Here is a 16,408-nt window from a genome sequence, read left to right on the forward strand (position 1 = left end):
ATTGTTTTATGCATTTTTCTGAAATTCAGTATGAGCTTTTGAAACAGACGATTAAAATTATGAACCGACATTTCAATAAAACGCTGAAAATTAGACAAATATTTTTTTTATGTAGTGCTATTTGCACAGCATTACTATTTACGGCGTGTTCCGTATCAAAAACACTGACTTTATCTGGTCCCGGGAAGGCAAAATATTTAATAGTCACCCCCAATGCGCCTACACTTGTGGAACAAACCGCAGCATTAGCGCTTAAAAAACATCTTGGCGAAATTACTGGTACAAGCTTTGATATCGTGAGAGAAAGCGAGGCAAACAAGGCACGACCCATGCTGATCGTGGGAAATACAAAGCTTACCAGATCTCTCCTCCCGGAAATTGACCCTTCAAAAATTCCTTACGATGGCATTGTAGTTGAAACCGTTGGGGATAATGTTATCATGATAGGTCATCCGGTTCGGGGTACGCTTTATGCGGTCAATACATTTCTGGAAGAAGCAACCGGCGTACGATGGTGGACATCGTCTGAATCTTTCATTCCCAAAACGAAAAACTTGAGAATCCCTAAGTTGCACATTAAACATAACCCGCAGCTAATATACAGGGAATCTTTCTACAAAGATGCTTTTAAAGATGAAGCTTTTGCAGTACAGATGAAATGTAATGGTGACTTCTCAAAAATTACACCGGCATATGGAGGGCATCACAAATTTCAGTTTTTTGTACATTCTTTCTATCCCATTTTATCTCCGCACAAATATTTTGATACGCACCCAGAGTGGTACAGTTTAATTGATGGTAAACGGGCGCGGGAGGCCGCGCAGCTGTGCCTGTCAAATAAAGCTATGCGGAAAGAGTTTACTAAAAATGCCCTTGATTCTCTTCGGCGTCACCCGGGTATGGGCTTTATTTCAATTAGTCAGAATGACTGTTATGGTGCTTGCCAATGTGATAATTGTCAGGCTATCGTAAGAGAGGAGGGAAGCGAGTCGGGACCACTTATTAGGTTCGTGAACGCAGTTGCGGAAGAGATAGAAAAAGAATTTCCTGAAATCTGGGTTGAAACGCTTGCCTACCAATATACTCGTAAGGCACCGTTGAAGGTAAAGCCAAGAAAGAATGTTGTTATCCGTCTTTGTACCATTGAATGCTCTTTTTCACAACCTTTAGCAGAAGGTGATCAAAATAAACCCTTGCGAGATGATATTGAAGCCTGGAGTAAAATATCAGATCATCTTTTTGTGTGGAATTACGTAACTAATTTTACTTCCTACATGTTACCACACCCCAATATTCATACCCTTGCTCCGGATATTCGATTCTTTGTAAAAAATAATACGATTGGTCTGTTTGAACAGGGTGATTATTATTGTGATGCGGGAGACTTTGTAAGAATGCGAAATTGGGTGATTTCTAAACTTATGTGGGATCCGGGTCTCGATGAAGAAAAATTAATTGATGAGTTCCTAAACGGATATTATGGTGCAAAGGCAGCTCCCTACCTGCGAAGGTACTGGGATTTGTTAACTAAAAGGATAAAAGACTCAAATATCTACCTTCGGTGTTATATGGGAAGTACTACCGATTGGTTCACCGTTCCGGTTTATGCGGAAGCAAGCTCGCTTATAAAAAAGGCAATAGAAGTTACAAAAGATGAGGCTTTAAGGACACGCCTTAGACGTGAAGAAATTCCGCTTAAATTCGTTCTTTTGTCTGAGTATAATCGATTTAAATCTTACAACCAGCAAAACCTCAATTCACCCATCATCCTACCCGATCCCGATAGAGCGCTTAATGAGTTCATGGATCTGCTCAAGGAGTTTAATGTATCAATGGTTAGGGAGGATTTTAGCCCAAACGCGAACCATATTCAGTGGGTTGAACAGCTACTGCGCGCCAGGCTTTTCCCTAAAGATTAAAAAATGGTTACTCAGGTTTTATTTTTATTATTTTATCTCTGATGATTATGTTCAAGCATATTGTTTTTCTCTCGCTCATTTTTTTTCCTATCATTATTTCGGCACAACGGGTGTGGGAAGTCAATTTGTACGATTCGCTATCGGACCCAATCGAAAAGAAAAAAGAACAGGTTTGGTTTGATCCCGCCATGGATACCCTCGTAAGAAATATTGTCAACCCCAGCCTCACTGTTTTTCTGCCTTCCTCAAAAAAGAAACCCAAAATCGGCGTGATTATTTGCCCGGGCGGTGGCTATCATGTGGAACTGATTGAAAGGGAAGGGAACCGCGTGGCCCGGGCGTTTAATGAAAAGGGGATAGCAGCTTTTGTTTTAAAATACCGGCTTCCAAGCATGAAGAGCGGTGAAGACAAACCTTTGGCTACCATTCAGGATGCACAGCGCGCATTGGAGCTGGTAAGAAAAATGAACAGAAAATGGGGGATGAGAATAAAGAAGCTAGGTATCATGGGTTTCTCTGCCGGAGGGCACCTCGCAGCATTTACGGGTACCCACTATCAGTATAATTTTATCAATGCCAGGCGAACATCGGTGTTGCGTCCCGATTTCATGCTGCTTATTAACCCGGTAATCAGTTTTACAGACAGTATTGGGCACACTGGTTCCAGGACAAATTTCATTGGCAGTAGTCCTTCCGGGGAAAGAATAAGGTTTTACTCGAGTGAATTTTTTGTAAATAAATCTACCCCTCCAACCTATCTCAATCACGCAAAGGACGATGTTGTAGTTCCAGTAAAAAACAGTCTTGTTTTTCAGCGGGAACTGGAAAAATATAACATTCCAAATCGTCTTACCTTATTTGAACAAGGAGGGCATGGGTATTTGAAAGAGCCAGCTTTTGATAGGTGGTTTTCAGATTGTTACAACTGGATCGGTGATACATTCAGAAAGTGGTTGTAATATATCCTTAGGATGACTAACTGGCGTGTAAACAAGTCATCAGTACGTGTAAATAGCTTTAACCAGTAAAGTAGTATGCAAAATATCATAATAAGGTTCTACTACCTTTTATTCATATTTTTTATCTCATTGCAGCTTGCTGCAAGAGATACGCCCTTTCACTTAACTTGCGAGTACAAGGAAAATCCTGCCGGAATTGAAGTGCAACAACCACGCTTCGGCTGGTGGATTCATTCAAAAAAGATGGAAATGAAACAAACTGCTTATGAAATAGTGCTCGCTTCCTCGTTAAAAAACCTCTATTCGACCAAAGCAGCGACCTGGAAATCCGGAAAAATTTCATCAGGCGACAATTTTTCGGTCTTTTATAACGGACCCAAATTGCAGGCTGCAAGCCTGTATTACTGGAAAGTTCGCACCTGGGATCAGAAAGGTATGGTTTCGGACTGGAGTAAGCCAGCTTCATTTATTACCGGCTTATTTGAAGAGAAAAATTGGAGAAACAGTAAATGGATAAGTTACGACATTTTACCCTCATCCGAGAAAGTAGTGCCGGCAGCGCATGGTAGTGGCGATGGTCTGGGTGAAAAATTATTAAAGCGTACTGTTGTTCCCTATTTCAGAAAAACGTTTCAGACAAGGAAAGCAGTTGATAACGCATTTGTATTTGTTTCGGGTCTGGGGCAATACGAGCTTTACGTGAATGGTAAAAAGATCGGCAATGACTTTCTTGCGCCTGCCTGGAGCGATTATGAGAAAGCGATTTTTTATAATACCTATGAAGTGACCAATGAAATCAGGACTGGTGATAATGCTATCGGGAGCATTGCCGGGCCCGGCTTTTTCTATATCAACAGGGAGCGTTACCGCAAAATTACGGGCGCCTATGGTTATCCCATGTTCCGGATGATTTTAATGATTCGGTATAAAGACGGAACCACAGAGGAAGTAGTTACCGATGATTCCTGGCGCACATCCGCTTCTCCGATAGTATTTTCCGGATTTTATGGTGGTGAAGATTATGATGCACGCCTTGAACAACCCAACTGGTGCAATGTTTCTTTTAATGATGCTTCGTGGGCGGGCGTAAAATTACCTCAACCCCCGCCAGGTATATTAAAAGCAGAACCTGCTTACCCGGTAAAAATAATGGATTCCTTTGTGGGTGGGCTAAAGTCATCGCTTCCGGGGGGAAAACAGATCGTGGATTTTGGCCAGAATGCGTCGGGAATTATCCGCTTAAAAGTGAGTGGAAATAGAGGGGATAGGGTGCGAATAACACCCTCGGAAATGCCTGATAAAAACGGGCAGATCAGCCAGCGAAGTTCAGGAGGCCCCTTTTATTTTGAATATATACTAAAAGGAGAAGGAGTGGAAGAATGGCAGCCGCGATTTACGTATTACGGTTTCAGGTATGCCCTTGTTGAGGGCGCTGCCTTTAGAAATGGCAATAAAACAGGCGGGCCAAGACTTATTTCAATTGACTTATTACATACCAGGAATAGCGCTCCTGCAGTAGGTTCGTTTTCCTGTTCCAGCGAATTGTTTAATAAAACATTTGATCTAATTAACTGGGCGATAAAAAGTAATATTTCGAGTGTGTCAACCGATTGCCCCCATCGGGAGAAATTGGGCTGGATAGAACAGGCGCATTTAATGGGCCCAGCCGCTCATTACAATTTTGATATTGCGGCATTTTATACCAAAATCGTAAAGGATTTGCAGGATGCGCAATTGCCTAATGGCATGGTGCCCTCCATCGCCCCCGAATATGTGGAGTTCGACGGGCCTTTCAGGAATGATCCGGGATATGGGGTTGCCGCTACTGTATTGCCGTTTGACGTTTTTAGGTGGTATGGCGATAAAAAAACGCTTGAAGAAGCATATCCGATGATGAAAAAATATGTGGATTATCTTCAGTCGCAAAGCAAATCGAATATCCTTGATTATGGTTTGGGTGACTGGCTGGATTTGGGAAACGCATCACCTGGTTTTGCCCAGTTGACCCCTGTTTCCCTAACGGCTACCGCCTTTTATTTTCAGGCGGTGCAGATAATGGCTGAGACAGCCGGTATCCTTAACAGAACAACAGATGCGGGATTCTACAGGAAACTGGCTGAACAAATTAAATCTTCATTTAATAGATCGTTTTATAATCCCGCAACGCATACTTATGGAACTGGCAGTCAAACTTCTTATGCCATGCCATTATTCTTTGATCTCGTTGAGGAAGGTAAGGAACAGTTTGTCGTTAAGAATCTATCCGACTCTTTAAAAAAGTATAATTACAAAGTAACTGCGGGGGATATAGGGCACCGCTTTCTGATACAGGCCCTCACAAAAACGGGGCAATCTGAATTAATATACAAAATACACCACCGAGATGATATGCCCGGTTATGGCTTCCAGATCAAATCCGGGGCCACTGCATTAGCCGAACACTGGTCGGGGCCAGCCGTTGACTGGTTGTCACAAAACCATATGATATTCGGGCATTTGATGGAATGGTTTTACAATGGCCTCGCAGGAATTAAACAACAGACAGGAAGTATAGGGTATAGAAAATTGTTAATAGAACCGCAGTTCCTGGAAAATATTTCGTGGGTAAAAACCACCTTTAACTCGGTAAACGGACCGGTATCGGTTCACTATAATAAAAATGACAGAGCAACTGTTCTGAATGTAGGTATTCCCCCCAACTGTGATGCAATCGTTGTGTTGCCAAACGTTACGTCCGGGGAAGTATTTGTAAACAGCAGACTTTTGAACTTGCAGAAGCAGCCTGTGAGCTCAGAAATCAAAAATGGGAAGCTGTACCTACACCTGGCGGCAGGCAATTATAAAATAGATCTCAATCGGAGGACTTTCTGATCAGAACCGGAATTAAGAGATACAAGAAAAGTTTCAGAAAATTATAGATAGATTTGAATCTCCTCATTATTTTACTGATTGGGAGCGAAGTCCGGCGCCATCGAAATTATCATATTCTTAAAACCTGCAACATGTCAAAAAAGTATTTCTTTCTCGCCGCTGTATTAGCTGCTAACATCTTCATTTGCGGTGATTGTCTGTCTCAAATGAAAACCAAAAAAGTAGCGGATGCGCTGATTCCCATCAACAGCGGCGAGATAAACATAAAGGGTTATTTGGGGGCAAAGATTGACTCGTGTATAAAAAATGGTATCATGGGGAAAGAATACAACCTTTACATCAAACCCTACAGCCTACGAAATGATGACCCCCAGGGATTCCAGGGAGAGTTTTGGGGAAAATGGTTTACTTCTGCGGCAATGGCATACGGATACAAACCAACGAATCAATACAGACAGATCATTGATGATGCAGTGAAGGGACTAAAGGAAACACAATCGCCTGACGGTCGCCTTAGCAGTTATAAAAATGATTTTGGTGAATGGGATATCTGGGGTAGAAAGTATGCGCTGTTAGGCCTGGTCGCTCACTATGATCGAACAGGTGATTTTTCCTCGCTTGAAGCAGCCAAAAGATCGCTCGATAACCTTATTTCGGTTACAGGACCCGGGAAAACCAAAATTACAGAAACAGGAGTCACCGTTTTAGATGGTTTGTCCTCAGCATCAATACTTGAGCCGATCGTATTGATCTATCAAAGAACAGGAGAAAGAAGATATCTGGATTTCGCCAAGTACCTGGTTAAACTTTGGAGCGAGCCGGGAACTCACAGCAAAACAGGAATCAGGTTAATCGAGGATGGGTTGAATAATACGCATCCCATGCGAATTTCCGCTGCAAAAGGATATGAAGAAACTTCATGTTATGAAGGTTTATGCGAATTATACAGGGTCACTGGAGAGAAGAAGTATTTGAATGCGGCCATCAATTATGGTAAGAAGGTGATCGAAAAAGAAATTATGATTGTTGGTTCAGGATCCAGTGCAGAGTTGTGGTGCGATGGTGTCATGCGACAAACCGAGTTGATCGAAGAGCCAATGGAGACTTGCGTAACTGCTACATGGATAAAGTTCTGTTATCAATTATTACGTCTTACAGGCGACCCACGATGGGCCGACCAGATGGAAATATCACTTTACAACGCTTTGCTCGGCGCCATGGCAAACAATGGACATTGGTGGGCGTACTTCTCAGGGTTACAGGGTGAACGCGTCCCAAGTACCGTCCAGGTTGGATCTTGTAAATCCAGTTGCTGCGTAACAAATGGGGCGAGAGGCATGATGACTGTACCCGGCTGGTCGGTTATGAGAAGTAATGTCGGACCTGTTATTAATTTATACAGCAATGGAGAATGGAAGAATCGGCTTCCTTCCGGAAACCTTTTAAGGATAGAACAAAAAACGTCTTATCCGCAGAATGGCGATGTGGAAATTAGGCTAAGCCAACAGAAAACAGAGAACTACACATTGCAATTGAGAATGCCCGCATGGAGCGATTCTAACAGGGTTTGGATAAATGGAAACTTAGTTTCTCAGAATGCGAAGGGTTATGTAAAACTGAAACGGCTTTGGAGAGATGGGGATATTGTCAAAATCAATTTTAAGATGAAAGGGAAAGTTGTTAAAGCACCAGGCAATCCAAATCAAATGGCAGTGACATGGGGGCCGGTTGTTTTAGCGCTGGATAGTCGCTTTGTTAAGGAAGAGAAATATAATGTTTGGTTGTTGCACGATGGATACAGATGGAAGCATGATAAAAATTGGAATCTAAATTATGCACTATTAAAAGAAGTCGATTCGGTTCCAAAAGAAAGCTATATTGACTTAAAGCCCATCATTCCCGCACCCGAGGGTGTCTGGCTCGCCTTCGAAGTGCCGTTTCTTTACAAGCCCACCCACTTTTTTGAACATAAAAAAATAAATTTGACGATGTGCGATTACGCTTCAGCCGGAAATAAATATACAGCAGATAACCTATTCAGAGTCTGGTTACCCCAACCAATTTATTTAGCGGATATTTTCCCCAAAGACACGTGGCGTACATTTTGGTGGTTTGGTGAACGTCCGGTGATGCCGACTTTTAATTAACCCAATTTTCCTTCTCTCATCAAATTAACGCTTAAATTTGATGAGGATTGTTTTCCCGGTGATATCAGGTATTATTATTATTGATCGCTAAAAACGTAGTTTCCGGACATAACGGAAAATATCGCTTTCCCGTTTTCTATTTTTTTCCGTATTGCCTGCCCGGATTTTTCCTGCACTTCCGACGGTTTATCCGAAGTGAAATATACAGTGGCGGACGTGTTCGGAGGTACAGTGAGCGACAAAGTTAACTTCCCATCAGCTTTTTTCCATTCGGTTTTGATCATTCCTGCTGGTGAGTTAAAACTTGTTTTTGCACCATTGATCTTTTTTTCCGGAATATTGGGAGTCGTTACAATAAAGTTTTGAAAGCCAGGTTTTGAGGGATCTTTTTTGATCCCGCCGACACCATCAATGTACCATGCTCCGGGATACAAATACGAGCTGTGTAACAATGAATGTCCGGGCAGATCTTTTTCCCACATTTCCCAGATTGTGGTTGCGTCATTGTTCTTCATATGCCCCCAACTGGGGTAAGTTGTCTGGGAAGTCATCGAGTAAATCAGGTCGTCCCGGTTGGCGTCTCTTAAAACTTTGAACAGCATTGCCCCGGCAGTAATGCCCACGTGGATATGTCCTTTTTTATTGATCAGGATTTCTTTCTCCAGTCTTTCCATCACTTTAGGCCGTAAGTCTTGTGGCATCACATCACCGTATAATGATGCAGCCAAATTCGCCATGGAGCTGTCTGAGTAACTATGATCATCCGTGTTATAATATTTCGCATGAATAGCTTTACTTGACCGTTCTGCCTGATTCTCCCACTTTTCAGCTTCTTTCAATTTCCCCAAAACGCGGGCTATTTTAGCGGCTGTACGCAAGTTGTACACACGATAGCAATTATTAAAACACAAAGTTTGCGGCTTGTCATTATTCATGCCTTCTGCAGTAGCATTAGGCCATAGCCAATCTCCTAGAAAATCCCAAACGCCTCCAAAACGTTTTAAAAGATTATTCTCCGTGAAGCTATCCAGGTATCCCAGCCAACCTTCAATCAATTGAAAATTCTCTTCCAATACTCTTGTATCACCGTATTGTTGATAAAGTAACCATGGCAATGTCACAACTATACCGCCGTATACCGGGCCACCGCCACCGTGATAAGTAGGCGCTGAATGGGGTAACGATCCGTTTCCTATCCATCTCCCGCTTCCAGGTTTTTTCCGCGCCCATGATGTATCATTCATATCTCCTACCATCGATTCAGAACCTTGTACATCCCTCCAGTCCTGCAACCACTTTGTGTAAAAGGCCCCCAGGTCATAATTGAACATACCTGTCTCGGAAGTTGCATGAGCATCACCGCCATATCCAAAGCGCTCCCTTTGGGGGCAGTCAACGATATAACCACCGATCGACAGATTCTCATAAGTCCATTTCACCCGCTCGTATATCCAGTTCTGTAAAGAATCAGAACATACAAATGAAGATGCATTTTCAAAGTCGGTCCGTATCATCCACCCTTTGATATCTGAAAGTTTTGGTTTTGATTTTAATCCTTTAATGGTGATCCATCTTCCCGATGAATAATTGAAGCGGTTCTTAAAGATTCCTTCTCCCGATTTTCCTATGACGTAAGCATTATGAATACGAAATGTCATATCGTCCTGGTGTCTTTCAGAAAACAGGAAACGAACAGTATCTCCCGCAGTGCCGTTTACTTTTATATTCGTCCAGCCGGCAAAGTTTACACCCATATCGACCCTGTACGTTCCATCGGGCCTGGCTTCGATCGAAACCGGGTGAATCTCTTTTAATTTTCTGTTTGGTTCAACATTTTGTGCGGACATCTTCAATACGGGATTATATTCAACCGCGTTAGCCCAGCCATCATCATTATAATTTAACGTATTCCAGTCGCTGATATCCTTATTAGCATCCCAAATTTCTCCCCCGTAATTTCCAAAACTCCAATTACCCAAAAGTTTATTTGGGCTTCCGAGTGTTTTCCAGGACCTGTCTGTTTCTGCATGCGTGAGGAGTTTATTCTGATTGTCATAAATAGCGGCTTGCGCCCGTACAATAGGTGTTCTGGGCTTATCAGCAGTTGCATAGGGTGCAAAAATGGACCAGGATGCACCTAACCATATGCCGACTACATTTTTGCCTGACCGTAAGTACGGGGCGATATCGTATGCGATATAACGTGCCCGCTTGGTATGGTCGGTAGCAACTGGTGCAAGGACGTGATCCCCGACTTTCTTGCCATTCACATACAATTCGTGATATCCTACGGAAGCCAGAAATAGTACGGCCTTTGCTGGTTTCAACTTTAGGGAAATAGTTTTTCTTAGCCAGGGGTCATAAATATTACAGTCGCTTTTTGTAGCGTCAAAAACCTGACTGGATCCAATCCATTTTGCCTGCCATTCCTCAGGGTCAAACAATCCGGTACTCCAATGTTCAATCGCGCTGTTGGAAATTCTTCCATGCTCATCCCTGGTCTGCACTTTCCAGTAATAAGTTTGATCGGACTGCAGTGCTTTACCACGATACCCGACCAGTTGCATATTATCAGAATTGATCCATTTTGAATCCCATACCTCTCCTGTGTTTTTCTGTAACCCCGATCTCTTTGAACCTACCAAAATACGGTAAGCTGTTTGCTTTTGACCGAAATTATGCTGATTGGCTGCAATGAATTTCCAACTAAAGCGAGGCTCTTTTACATCCAAACCTGATGGGCTCTTCATGTACTCAACACACAGATCTACCGGCGTTATTGAAGATTGAGAAAATCCGGCGCAAGAAAGGGAAACTGATATTAACAACAAAACGCTTTGTTGCAGGATTTCATTTCTTACTTTGTATCTCAATTTATAAGAATGTTCGCTACTCATATACCTTAAAATAATTGAAACTGGTTATCTGTGGGAAGTTTGTCAATAATCGGAGAATTTGCATATTACAATCGCTAGCTCTTTCGCTAAGTTAGGCGATTTTTTGCAAGAAGTGCGAGGTAATTCAATTTTTCTCAGGACGGCGAGATAGTAAGGGAAATCGCCTTTTAGAATCTGAAAATTGAAGAAGATCGATTGTTGGTGCGGGAAAAGTCCTGATCTGGAATTTGAGTCCAGGATGTTCAATATTGCGGGATTATACATTAACTCACCACAGAACGCCCTCGTGCTGTGTGTAGATGAAAAGACCCGGGTTCAAGCTTTGGATCGTATTCAGTTCCCGTTACCCTTAAAGGAAAAGGCCCCCATACGTCTTACCTCTACCTACCAAAGAAATTGACCAGGCTCTCTGATTGCTGCACTGGCTGTTCACAGTGCGGGAGTGACCGCAAAGTCAATTAAGCAAAGTGCTGTGGATAATTTTCTGGCGTTTCTAAGAAAATCAGACGGAACTTACAGGAATAAAACGCTACAAATAATAGTAGACAACCTTCCACTACATAAAAATCATGAGGTGGGGGAATGGATTGCCTGTAAGAGTAAGATCAAAATCCAGTGCACCCCAGCGTATTCATCCTGGTAAAACCAGGTGGAGATCTGGCTCAATATGCTGACCAGCGATGTATTAAAAGGCGGTGTGCGGAAGTCGGTAGAGCAACTAAGCTCACAACTCCTTGAATACATCGATACCTACAGCCGGACAAGTGCAAAGCCTTTCGCCTGGACTTATACCGATAGTATACTTATTATTAATCAGCTTTCGTAAAAATCGATACACTGGTAAATCACCAATACTCGCTACGTCTTCTATTTCAATTCCTAAAAAGTTTGGTTTCACTGCACTCAAATAGTGCAAATCAGTTTAAAAGTTGCACTTTGACAGTGCATTTATTAAATTTGCGATATCATATGTAATTAAATGTATATGAGGCAAATTTTATTTGCCCATCAGATAAACGATCTGTAATTTTAGACAGGCACAACGTCCGCAGTCGGCAATGTCACTGGACTATGCAAACATGAGGGGCATGATTTTTATATTGCTTTTCTTACAATCAACAGGTGGTTTTGCAAATCACAGGCCTTCTATTGATCCAGATCAACTAATAAGTAAAGTGTCTCAAAAGCTAGCGGCATTTAAGTTTATTACTTATAATTATCAAAGATCGACACATTATTATTCTGAGGATTATCACAGTGACGTTTTTGACACTGTATATATAGAGTTTGCCGATGAGTCGCCAGGTGTGTCAAGATTTCAAGTTGCCACTCCTCAATCGAAAATAATTTACAATGGCAAAGAGAACTTTTTCATCGACAGAAAATCTCAAAGCATAAGGATTGAGCAAAAACGTTTTGAAGAGTTTGGATATTTGTCCGCCTTTCTCAACTCGTTATTGACTCTAAGGGGGGCGTTGCCGCTAGTAAGTTCAGATACTTCAGTAAAAAAGTCTCTATCTGACACGCTTATTTCCAATAAACAGTATTATTCGTTGTCCTTGACTCTAGTAAATAAGACCCTGGATGGGTTAGGGAGATTTATCCCCACTACAGTTAGCAGGAGCTTCGTGTACAAACTCATTATAGATAAACAAACACTGTTACCGTTTCAGATGATTCAAACAAATGATGCTGAACCTAAAGACTACATGGTTTCTACATTTACTGATATCAGAAACGAACGTCAAAAACATTTAACCGCCTCTTGGAACTATTCGTATTATGCGCGGGAATATCAGGCGATGGAGGAACGTAAATTGTCGGTTATTGATTTAGGTGAAACAGCGCCAGGATGGACCTTAAAATTGTATAGTGGAAACGAGCGCCTTTCGCTGGCAGATTTGAAGGGTCAGGTTGTCTTGTTGGATTTTTGGATGAGGGAATGTGTACCATGTATTGTTGCTATTCCCAAGCTAAACAGGCTCAGGGAAAATTATAAGGGTGAGGATTTCTGCATCTTAGGAGTAAACGGGACAGACGCAAGAGAAACGATAACTGCGGTTTATCGAAAACACAAACCGGACTACGAAACACTGATTGACGAAGGTGGCAAAATTACCTCCCTATATGGCGTTGATAAATTTCCCAGTGCAGTGCTTATCGATAAAAAGGGAAAAGTTGTGTACGCCGGGACGAATGATTTTGAGGCCATTGAAAGGATTTTAAGGACCTCCTTAAAATAGCTGGGAAGAGTATGCTTAAATGACTGGATCCTGTAGTTCCTGTTGGTCCCCGTGAGGATCTATTAATTTCTTCCCCGATATCTGGATCTATATTGTGGAGCATTTTGCCGGTAGAACCAATTATCATTATATCACCGGCATTATATTCCAGGGGCATCACAAGATTGCGATTCTTTAGATATTGTTTGAAGTGGGAATTTTCGAGAACAAATGGCCCACAAAAAGCTCTTGCAATTGCAATTAAAAAGCTCCTGTAACTAATAGTGTCCTCGATAAAAAAAAGACGTACCCCAAACTTCCTCTTTTAGATAACTGATTGAATAATAATCAAAATTTGTTTGAAAAGTAGCGTAAAGAAGTCCTCTATTCAAAGATATTGGTAGTGGCGGGAAGGCTTCAAAAAGGGGACTGGTGACCCATGTCATTGCAGAAACCTGCTATAATGGCTCCAGTCTGCGGCACCAGCTTGTACACCCCGAAACGGCACCCCATACCGGTGAACAGTATATCTCCAAAGGGGTGAACTTCAGGTAATATACTTTATTTGATTACTGCCATGATCCTATTTGTCTTCAAATTCGTCAACCTTGTAGCTTACATGGTTGTTAAACTAATTGTCATAAATTTTGTAAATTTGGGTAATATTCACGAACAATGAAACCCGATAGAACAACTAAAAGGAAAGGGCGGCCATCCCGGAGGAAAAATGACCATCTGAATGAAGAAGCGATTTTAATGCAGTCTGCACTCAAAGCTTCCTCAAAAGCATTCCGTAGCTCTAAGGCTTTGGGCCTAACGGTTCAGGTGATCAAGAATGGGGATATCATTTCTATTACTCCAGACGACAAGCGAACCGTATTAAGATCAATAGCTAAATCTAAAAATACATTACCCGGATTGAAAAAAGGGATGATTCTGAATAAAAAATGAGCCATCAGCCACGCCTTAGAGTCTTTGCCGGACCTAACGGTTCCGGGAAATCAACCCTTCTTGACGATTTTTCCAAAAACTACCCGACTGGCCATGTCTTAAATGCGGATTTATTTGAAGATCAGCTATCACAAAAAGGATATATAGACCTGGCTGATTTCAATTTAAATTTAACTCAGCATGATCTGAACACATTTCTTGCCACACATCAGGCGCAGTCCCTGCTAAATAGAGCGCAGATGGATAAGTATTTCATTGATATTGCAATTGCAGAAAATATCATCGTAGACCGTTCGAAGTCAACACATAGCTATGAAGGCGCATTAATATCTTCGTTTTTAAGGGATCAGCTAATGAAAGTCAGACAGGATTTTTCTTTTGAAACTGTAATGAGTTATAAACCGAAAATCGATGAGCTGCGTGATGCGGGAAAGATGGGCTACAAAGTATATTTATACTTCATTTGCATAGATGATCCTTCTGTAAATATTTCCAGGGTTGAAAACAGGGTTCAAAAGGGCGGGCATAATGTAGATAGTAGTAAAATTGTTAGTCGGTATGGAAGTACGCTCAATAACCTCATGGCGGCCATTGAAGTATGTAACAAATGCTATCTTTTTGACAATTCAGATGAAAAATACAGGTGGATTGCAAACATTTGCGAAAACAAGAAACTGGAATTACTGATCGAACCTGAGGACCTGCCCAATTGGTTTTCTGATTATGTGCTGCCGCACTATAAAGCGTAGTGAAGCGAAATTTGAATATCAAACAGGCATGCACAGCCTATGTACAAAAGAATAGATTATTACTCCTGCCAAAGGAATTTAGAAAAAAGCATGACTATTGCGAGCACGTTATAATGGAGGTTGAAGGATTAATTACCGATGGCACCTTTAAAGGGCTGAAGCGCCAGACTGTATGGTGCGATTAAAAGCGTGTCGGGGTCAGAAACTTCAACATAGCACTTTCCATATTTCAATTCCTGTATGGCGCGATTAAAGAGATACGATAAGACTTCGGGGTAAGTAGTCCAAGTTTCTTACTTAGAAACCTAATCAAGGCAGCAAAGTTTGATCAGGTTTTGTTTTTCATGTACGATTTGGATTCATTTTGTAGCATCCGCCATTTGTCAACCGGGGCCAAATACCTGCTTGAAACAAAACCGTTATTGGCAGCAGTAGTTTATTTTATTATTATTCCTGATCGTATTTTTTTATACTTTTTATAGTACCCTGGTGTGGAAAGTGTCTTACTAATCGGTACGGCACTCTTATTTGGGGAGCAGGGGGTGGCACTAATGTGATGGACTCTGCTTTAAAACGAAATTGTCTCCCCAAATCAAAAAGTCTACGCTGAATCCGTTAATCCCAATAAAAGCGTTCTCAATCCTGCCAGGGCTTTCCACACCACTATGGGTCCGCCGTGATTATTTATCACAGTTATTTTCGACCGTAAACAAGAGCCAGAATGGAATCATGTCACGTTTCTTAAGCAGAATTCGAAACTTCGTTGAAGACAGATACAACCATTATATCCTTTTCCTTTACGCTTATGTCACCAAATAAAAAAGTAACAATTCATGTCTCAACCAACCAGTACCAAAGTTGAAAATTGACAATCGTCCTTACATCCATTTAGAGTAATCAAGTAAGCTTCGGCTTGATTCGACGGTATTGATTACATATTATCCTCGAATACAAACTTGTATCCGAATAACTGTTTGTCGGTTAACTTATAGGTTTTGACTAGTTCAATCAGCGTGCTCATCCTAAAATCCACTTCTCCTCTTTCAATTTTGCGCAATTTACTATTGTCAAGATTGGAAGAATAGGAGAACTGCAAAAGATTTACTTCCTTCAACACCTTTATTCGTCGATGCTTTAAGAACGCGCCAAATTCTTTTAATAACCTATTTTTTTCGGAGTCTTGCATTAAACTATAAAGGTCCAGGTAGATTAAAAAAATATTTGGTCGAATAAAACCAATTGATTATATTTGTTTCATAGAAAGCTAAATTACCTAACAGTAATTCATTAAGAGTCTTACTAACGAAGCGTAATAAATCTCATAATTAGGGCAGGACGATTGGTAAAAGGTACATATTTTCATAGTGCGACCCTGGTTATCTGTACTGTGCTTTACTACGATGCCGTTAGTTGGTGAGTTGAGCATCACGTCTCTTTCTCGTCATGAAGACTCATCAAAGCCCTGACGATGAGTGCCAAAACATCATATTATTCTTTTCTTGCCAATGCAATAGCATACTGGGTTCTTTATGCCTGCAAACCCCGGTTACCGGAATAGGTTTCCGCCGGGGTAACGGAGATGTCTTGCTAACCCAGACGCCCGTTCCTTCCGGCATCTCCCAGGGCAAAGTGTACCCTCTAAACCATATAAGGACACCTATGCCCTGCTCTTAGCTAAATCACATTACAAAAC

General features: G+C 41.6%; 12 protein-coding genes. 10 read left to right on the forward strand and 2 right to left on the reverse strand.

Going from position 1 to position 16,408, the window contains the following annotated elements; all coding sequences use genetic code 11:
* The first annotated feature begins 8 nt into the window (after positions 1-8).
* The 4 genes from AC3WS5_RS03735 to AC3WS5_RS03750 all read left to right on the forward strand — a co-directional run bounded on the left by AC3WS5_RS03735 (position 9) and on the right by AC3WS5_RS03750 (position 7,896).
* Complete coding sequence (locus AC3WS5_RS03735; RefSeq protein WP_492465882.1) at positions 9-1,919, forward strand: glycoside hydrolase family 20 protein; 1,911 nt, start codon at positions 9-11, stop codon at positions 1,917-1,919.
* Between the two features lie 41 nt (positions 1,920-1,960).
* The gene (locus tag AC3WS5_RS03740; RefSeq protein WP_492465883.1) at positions 1,961-2,878 is read left to right on the forward strand and encodes an alpha/beta hydrolase; all 918 of its coding nucleotides are present in this window, start codon (positions 1,961-1,963) and stop codon (positions 2,876-2,878) included.
* A gap of 75 nt (positions 2,879-2,953) precedes the next feature.
* On the forward strand, positions 2,954-5,749 hold the full coding sequence (locus tag AC3WS5_RS03745; RefSeq protein ID WP_492465884.1) for a family 78 glycoside hydrolase catalytic domain: 2,796 nt from the start codon (positions 2,954-2,956) through the stop codon (positions 5,747-5,749).
* A 131-nt stretch (positions 5,750-5,880) separates the two neighbouring features.
* Entirely contained in the window at positions 5,881-7,896 is a 2,016-nt protein-coding gene (locus AC3WS5_RS03750; RefSeq protein WP_492465885.1) for a beta-L-arabinofuranosidase domain-containing protein, read from the forward strand.
* A 77-nt stretch (positions 7,897-7,973) separates the two neighbouring features.
* Here the strand turns inward: AC3WS5_RS03750 and AC3WS5_RS03755 are convergent, their stop codons facing one another.
* A complete protein-coding gene (locus AC3WS5_RS03755) occupies positions 7,974-10,793 on the reverse strand; it encodes a family 78 glycoside hydrolase catalytic domain (protein WP_492465887.1) in 2,820 nt (939 codons plus the stop codon).
* Positions 10,794-11,205: 412 nt separating this feature from the next.
* On the opposite strand from AC3WS5_RS03755, the gene AC3WS5_RS03760 reads away from it, so the two are divergent.
* From AC3WS5_RS03760 to AC3WS5_RS03785, 6 genes are all read left to right on the forward strand, one after another.
* On the forward strand, positions 11,206-11,436 hold the full coding sequence (locus tag AC3WS5_RS03760) for a transposase (protein ID WP_492466466.1): 231 nt from the start codon (positions 11,206-11,208) through the stop codon (positions 11,434-11,436).
* A 6-nt stretch (positions 11,437-11,442) separates the two neighbouring features.
* Complete coding sequence (locus AC3WS5_RS03765; RefSeq protein ID WP_492465888.1) at positions 11,443-11,619, forward strand: hypothetical protein; 177 nt, start codon at positions 11,443-11,445, stop codon at positions 11,617-11,619.
* A gap of 262 nt (positions 11,620-11,881) precedes the next feature.
* A complete protein-coding gene (locus AC3WS5_RS03770) occupies positions 11,882-13,036 on the forward strand; it encodes a TlpA family protein disulfide reductase (RefSeq protein WP_492465889.1) in 1,155 nt (384 codons plus the stop codon).
* Positions 13,037-13,447: 411 nt separating this feature from the next.
* Entirely contained in the window at positions 13,448-13,570 is a 123-nt protein-coding gene (locus tag AC3WS5_RS03775) for a hypothetical protein (protein ID WP_492465891.1), read from the forward strand.
* A gap of 120 nt (positions 13,571-13,690) precedes the next feature.
* Positions 13,691-13,966 carry a hypothetical protein gene (locus AC3WS5_RS03780; protein WP_492465892.1) on the forward strand — a complete coding sequence of 92 codons (276 nt, stop codon included), beginning with the start codon at positions 13,691-13,693 and terminating at the stop codon, positions 13,964-13,966.
* On the forward strand, positions 13,963-14,715 hold the full coding sequence (locus AC3WS5_RS03785; protein ID WP_492465893.1) for an ATPase: 753 nt from the start codon (positions 13,963-13,965) through the stop codon (positions 14,713-14,715). The genes AC3WS5_RS03780 and AC3WS5_RS03785 overlap by 4 nt, the downstream gene beginning before the upstream one ends.
* A gap of 931 nt (positions 14,716-15,646) precedes the next feature.
* On the opposite strand, the gene AC3WS5_RS03790 is transcribed toward AC3WS5_RS03785, so the two are convergent.
* Entirely contained in the window at positions 15,647-15,832 is a 186-nt protein-coding gene (locus AC3WS5_RS03790; RefSeq protein ID WP_492465894.1) for a hypothetical protein, read from the reverse strand.
* Between the last annotated feature and the right edge of the window lie 576 nt (positions 15,833-16,408).

The sequence above is a fragment of the Niabella sp. CPT15-335-S11 genome, assembly GCF_058792415.1.

What these genes read in the sequence shown, in the direction of transcription:
- AC3WS5_RS03735 (WP_492465882.1), top strand. Translation starts at nt 9, where the DNA reads ATGCATTTTTCTGAAATTCAGTATGAGCTTTTGAAACAGACGATTAAA.
- AC3WS5_RS03740 (WP_492465883.1), top strand. Translation starts at nt 1,961, where the DNA reads ATGATTATGTTCAAGCATATTGTTTTTCTCTCGCTCATTTTTTTTCCT.
- AC3WS5_RS03745 (WP_492465884.1), top strand. Translation starts at nt 2,954, where the DNA reads ATGCAAAATATCATAATAAGGTTCTACTACCTTTTATTCATATTTTTT.
- AC3WS5_RS03750 (WP_492465885.1), top strand. Translation starts at nt 5,881, where the DNA reads ATGTCAAAAAAGTATTTCTTTCTCGCCGCTGTATTAGCTGCTAACATC.
- AC3WS5_RS03755 (WP_492465887.1), bottom strand. Translation starts at nt 10,793, where the DNA reads ATGAGTAGCGAACATTCTTATAAATTGAGATACAAAGTAAGAAATGAA.
- AC3WS5_RS03770 (WP_492465889.1), top strand. Translation starts at nt 11,882, where the DNA reads ATGATTTTTATATTGCTTTTCTTACAATCAACAGGTGGTTTTGCAAAT.
- AC3WS5_RS03780 (WP_492465892.1), top strand. Translation starts at nt 13,691, where the DNA reads ATGAAACCCGATAGAACAACTAAAAGGAAAGGGCGGCCATCCCGGAGG.
- AC3WS5_RS03785 (WP_492465893.1), top strand. Translation starts at nt 13,963, where the DNA reads ATGAGCCATCAGCCACGCCTTAGAGTCTTTGCCGGACCTAACGGTTCC.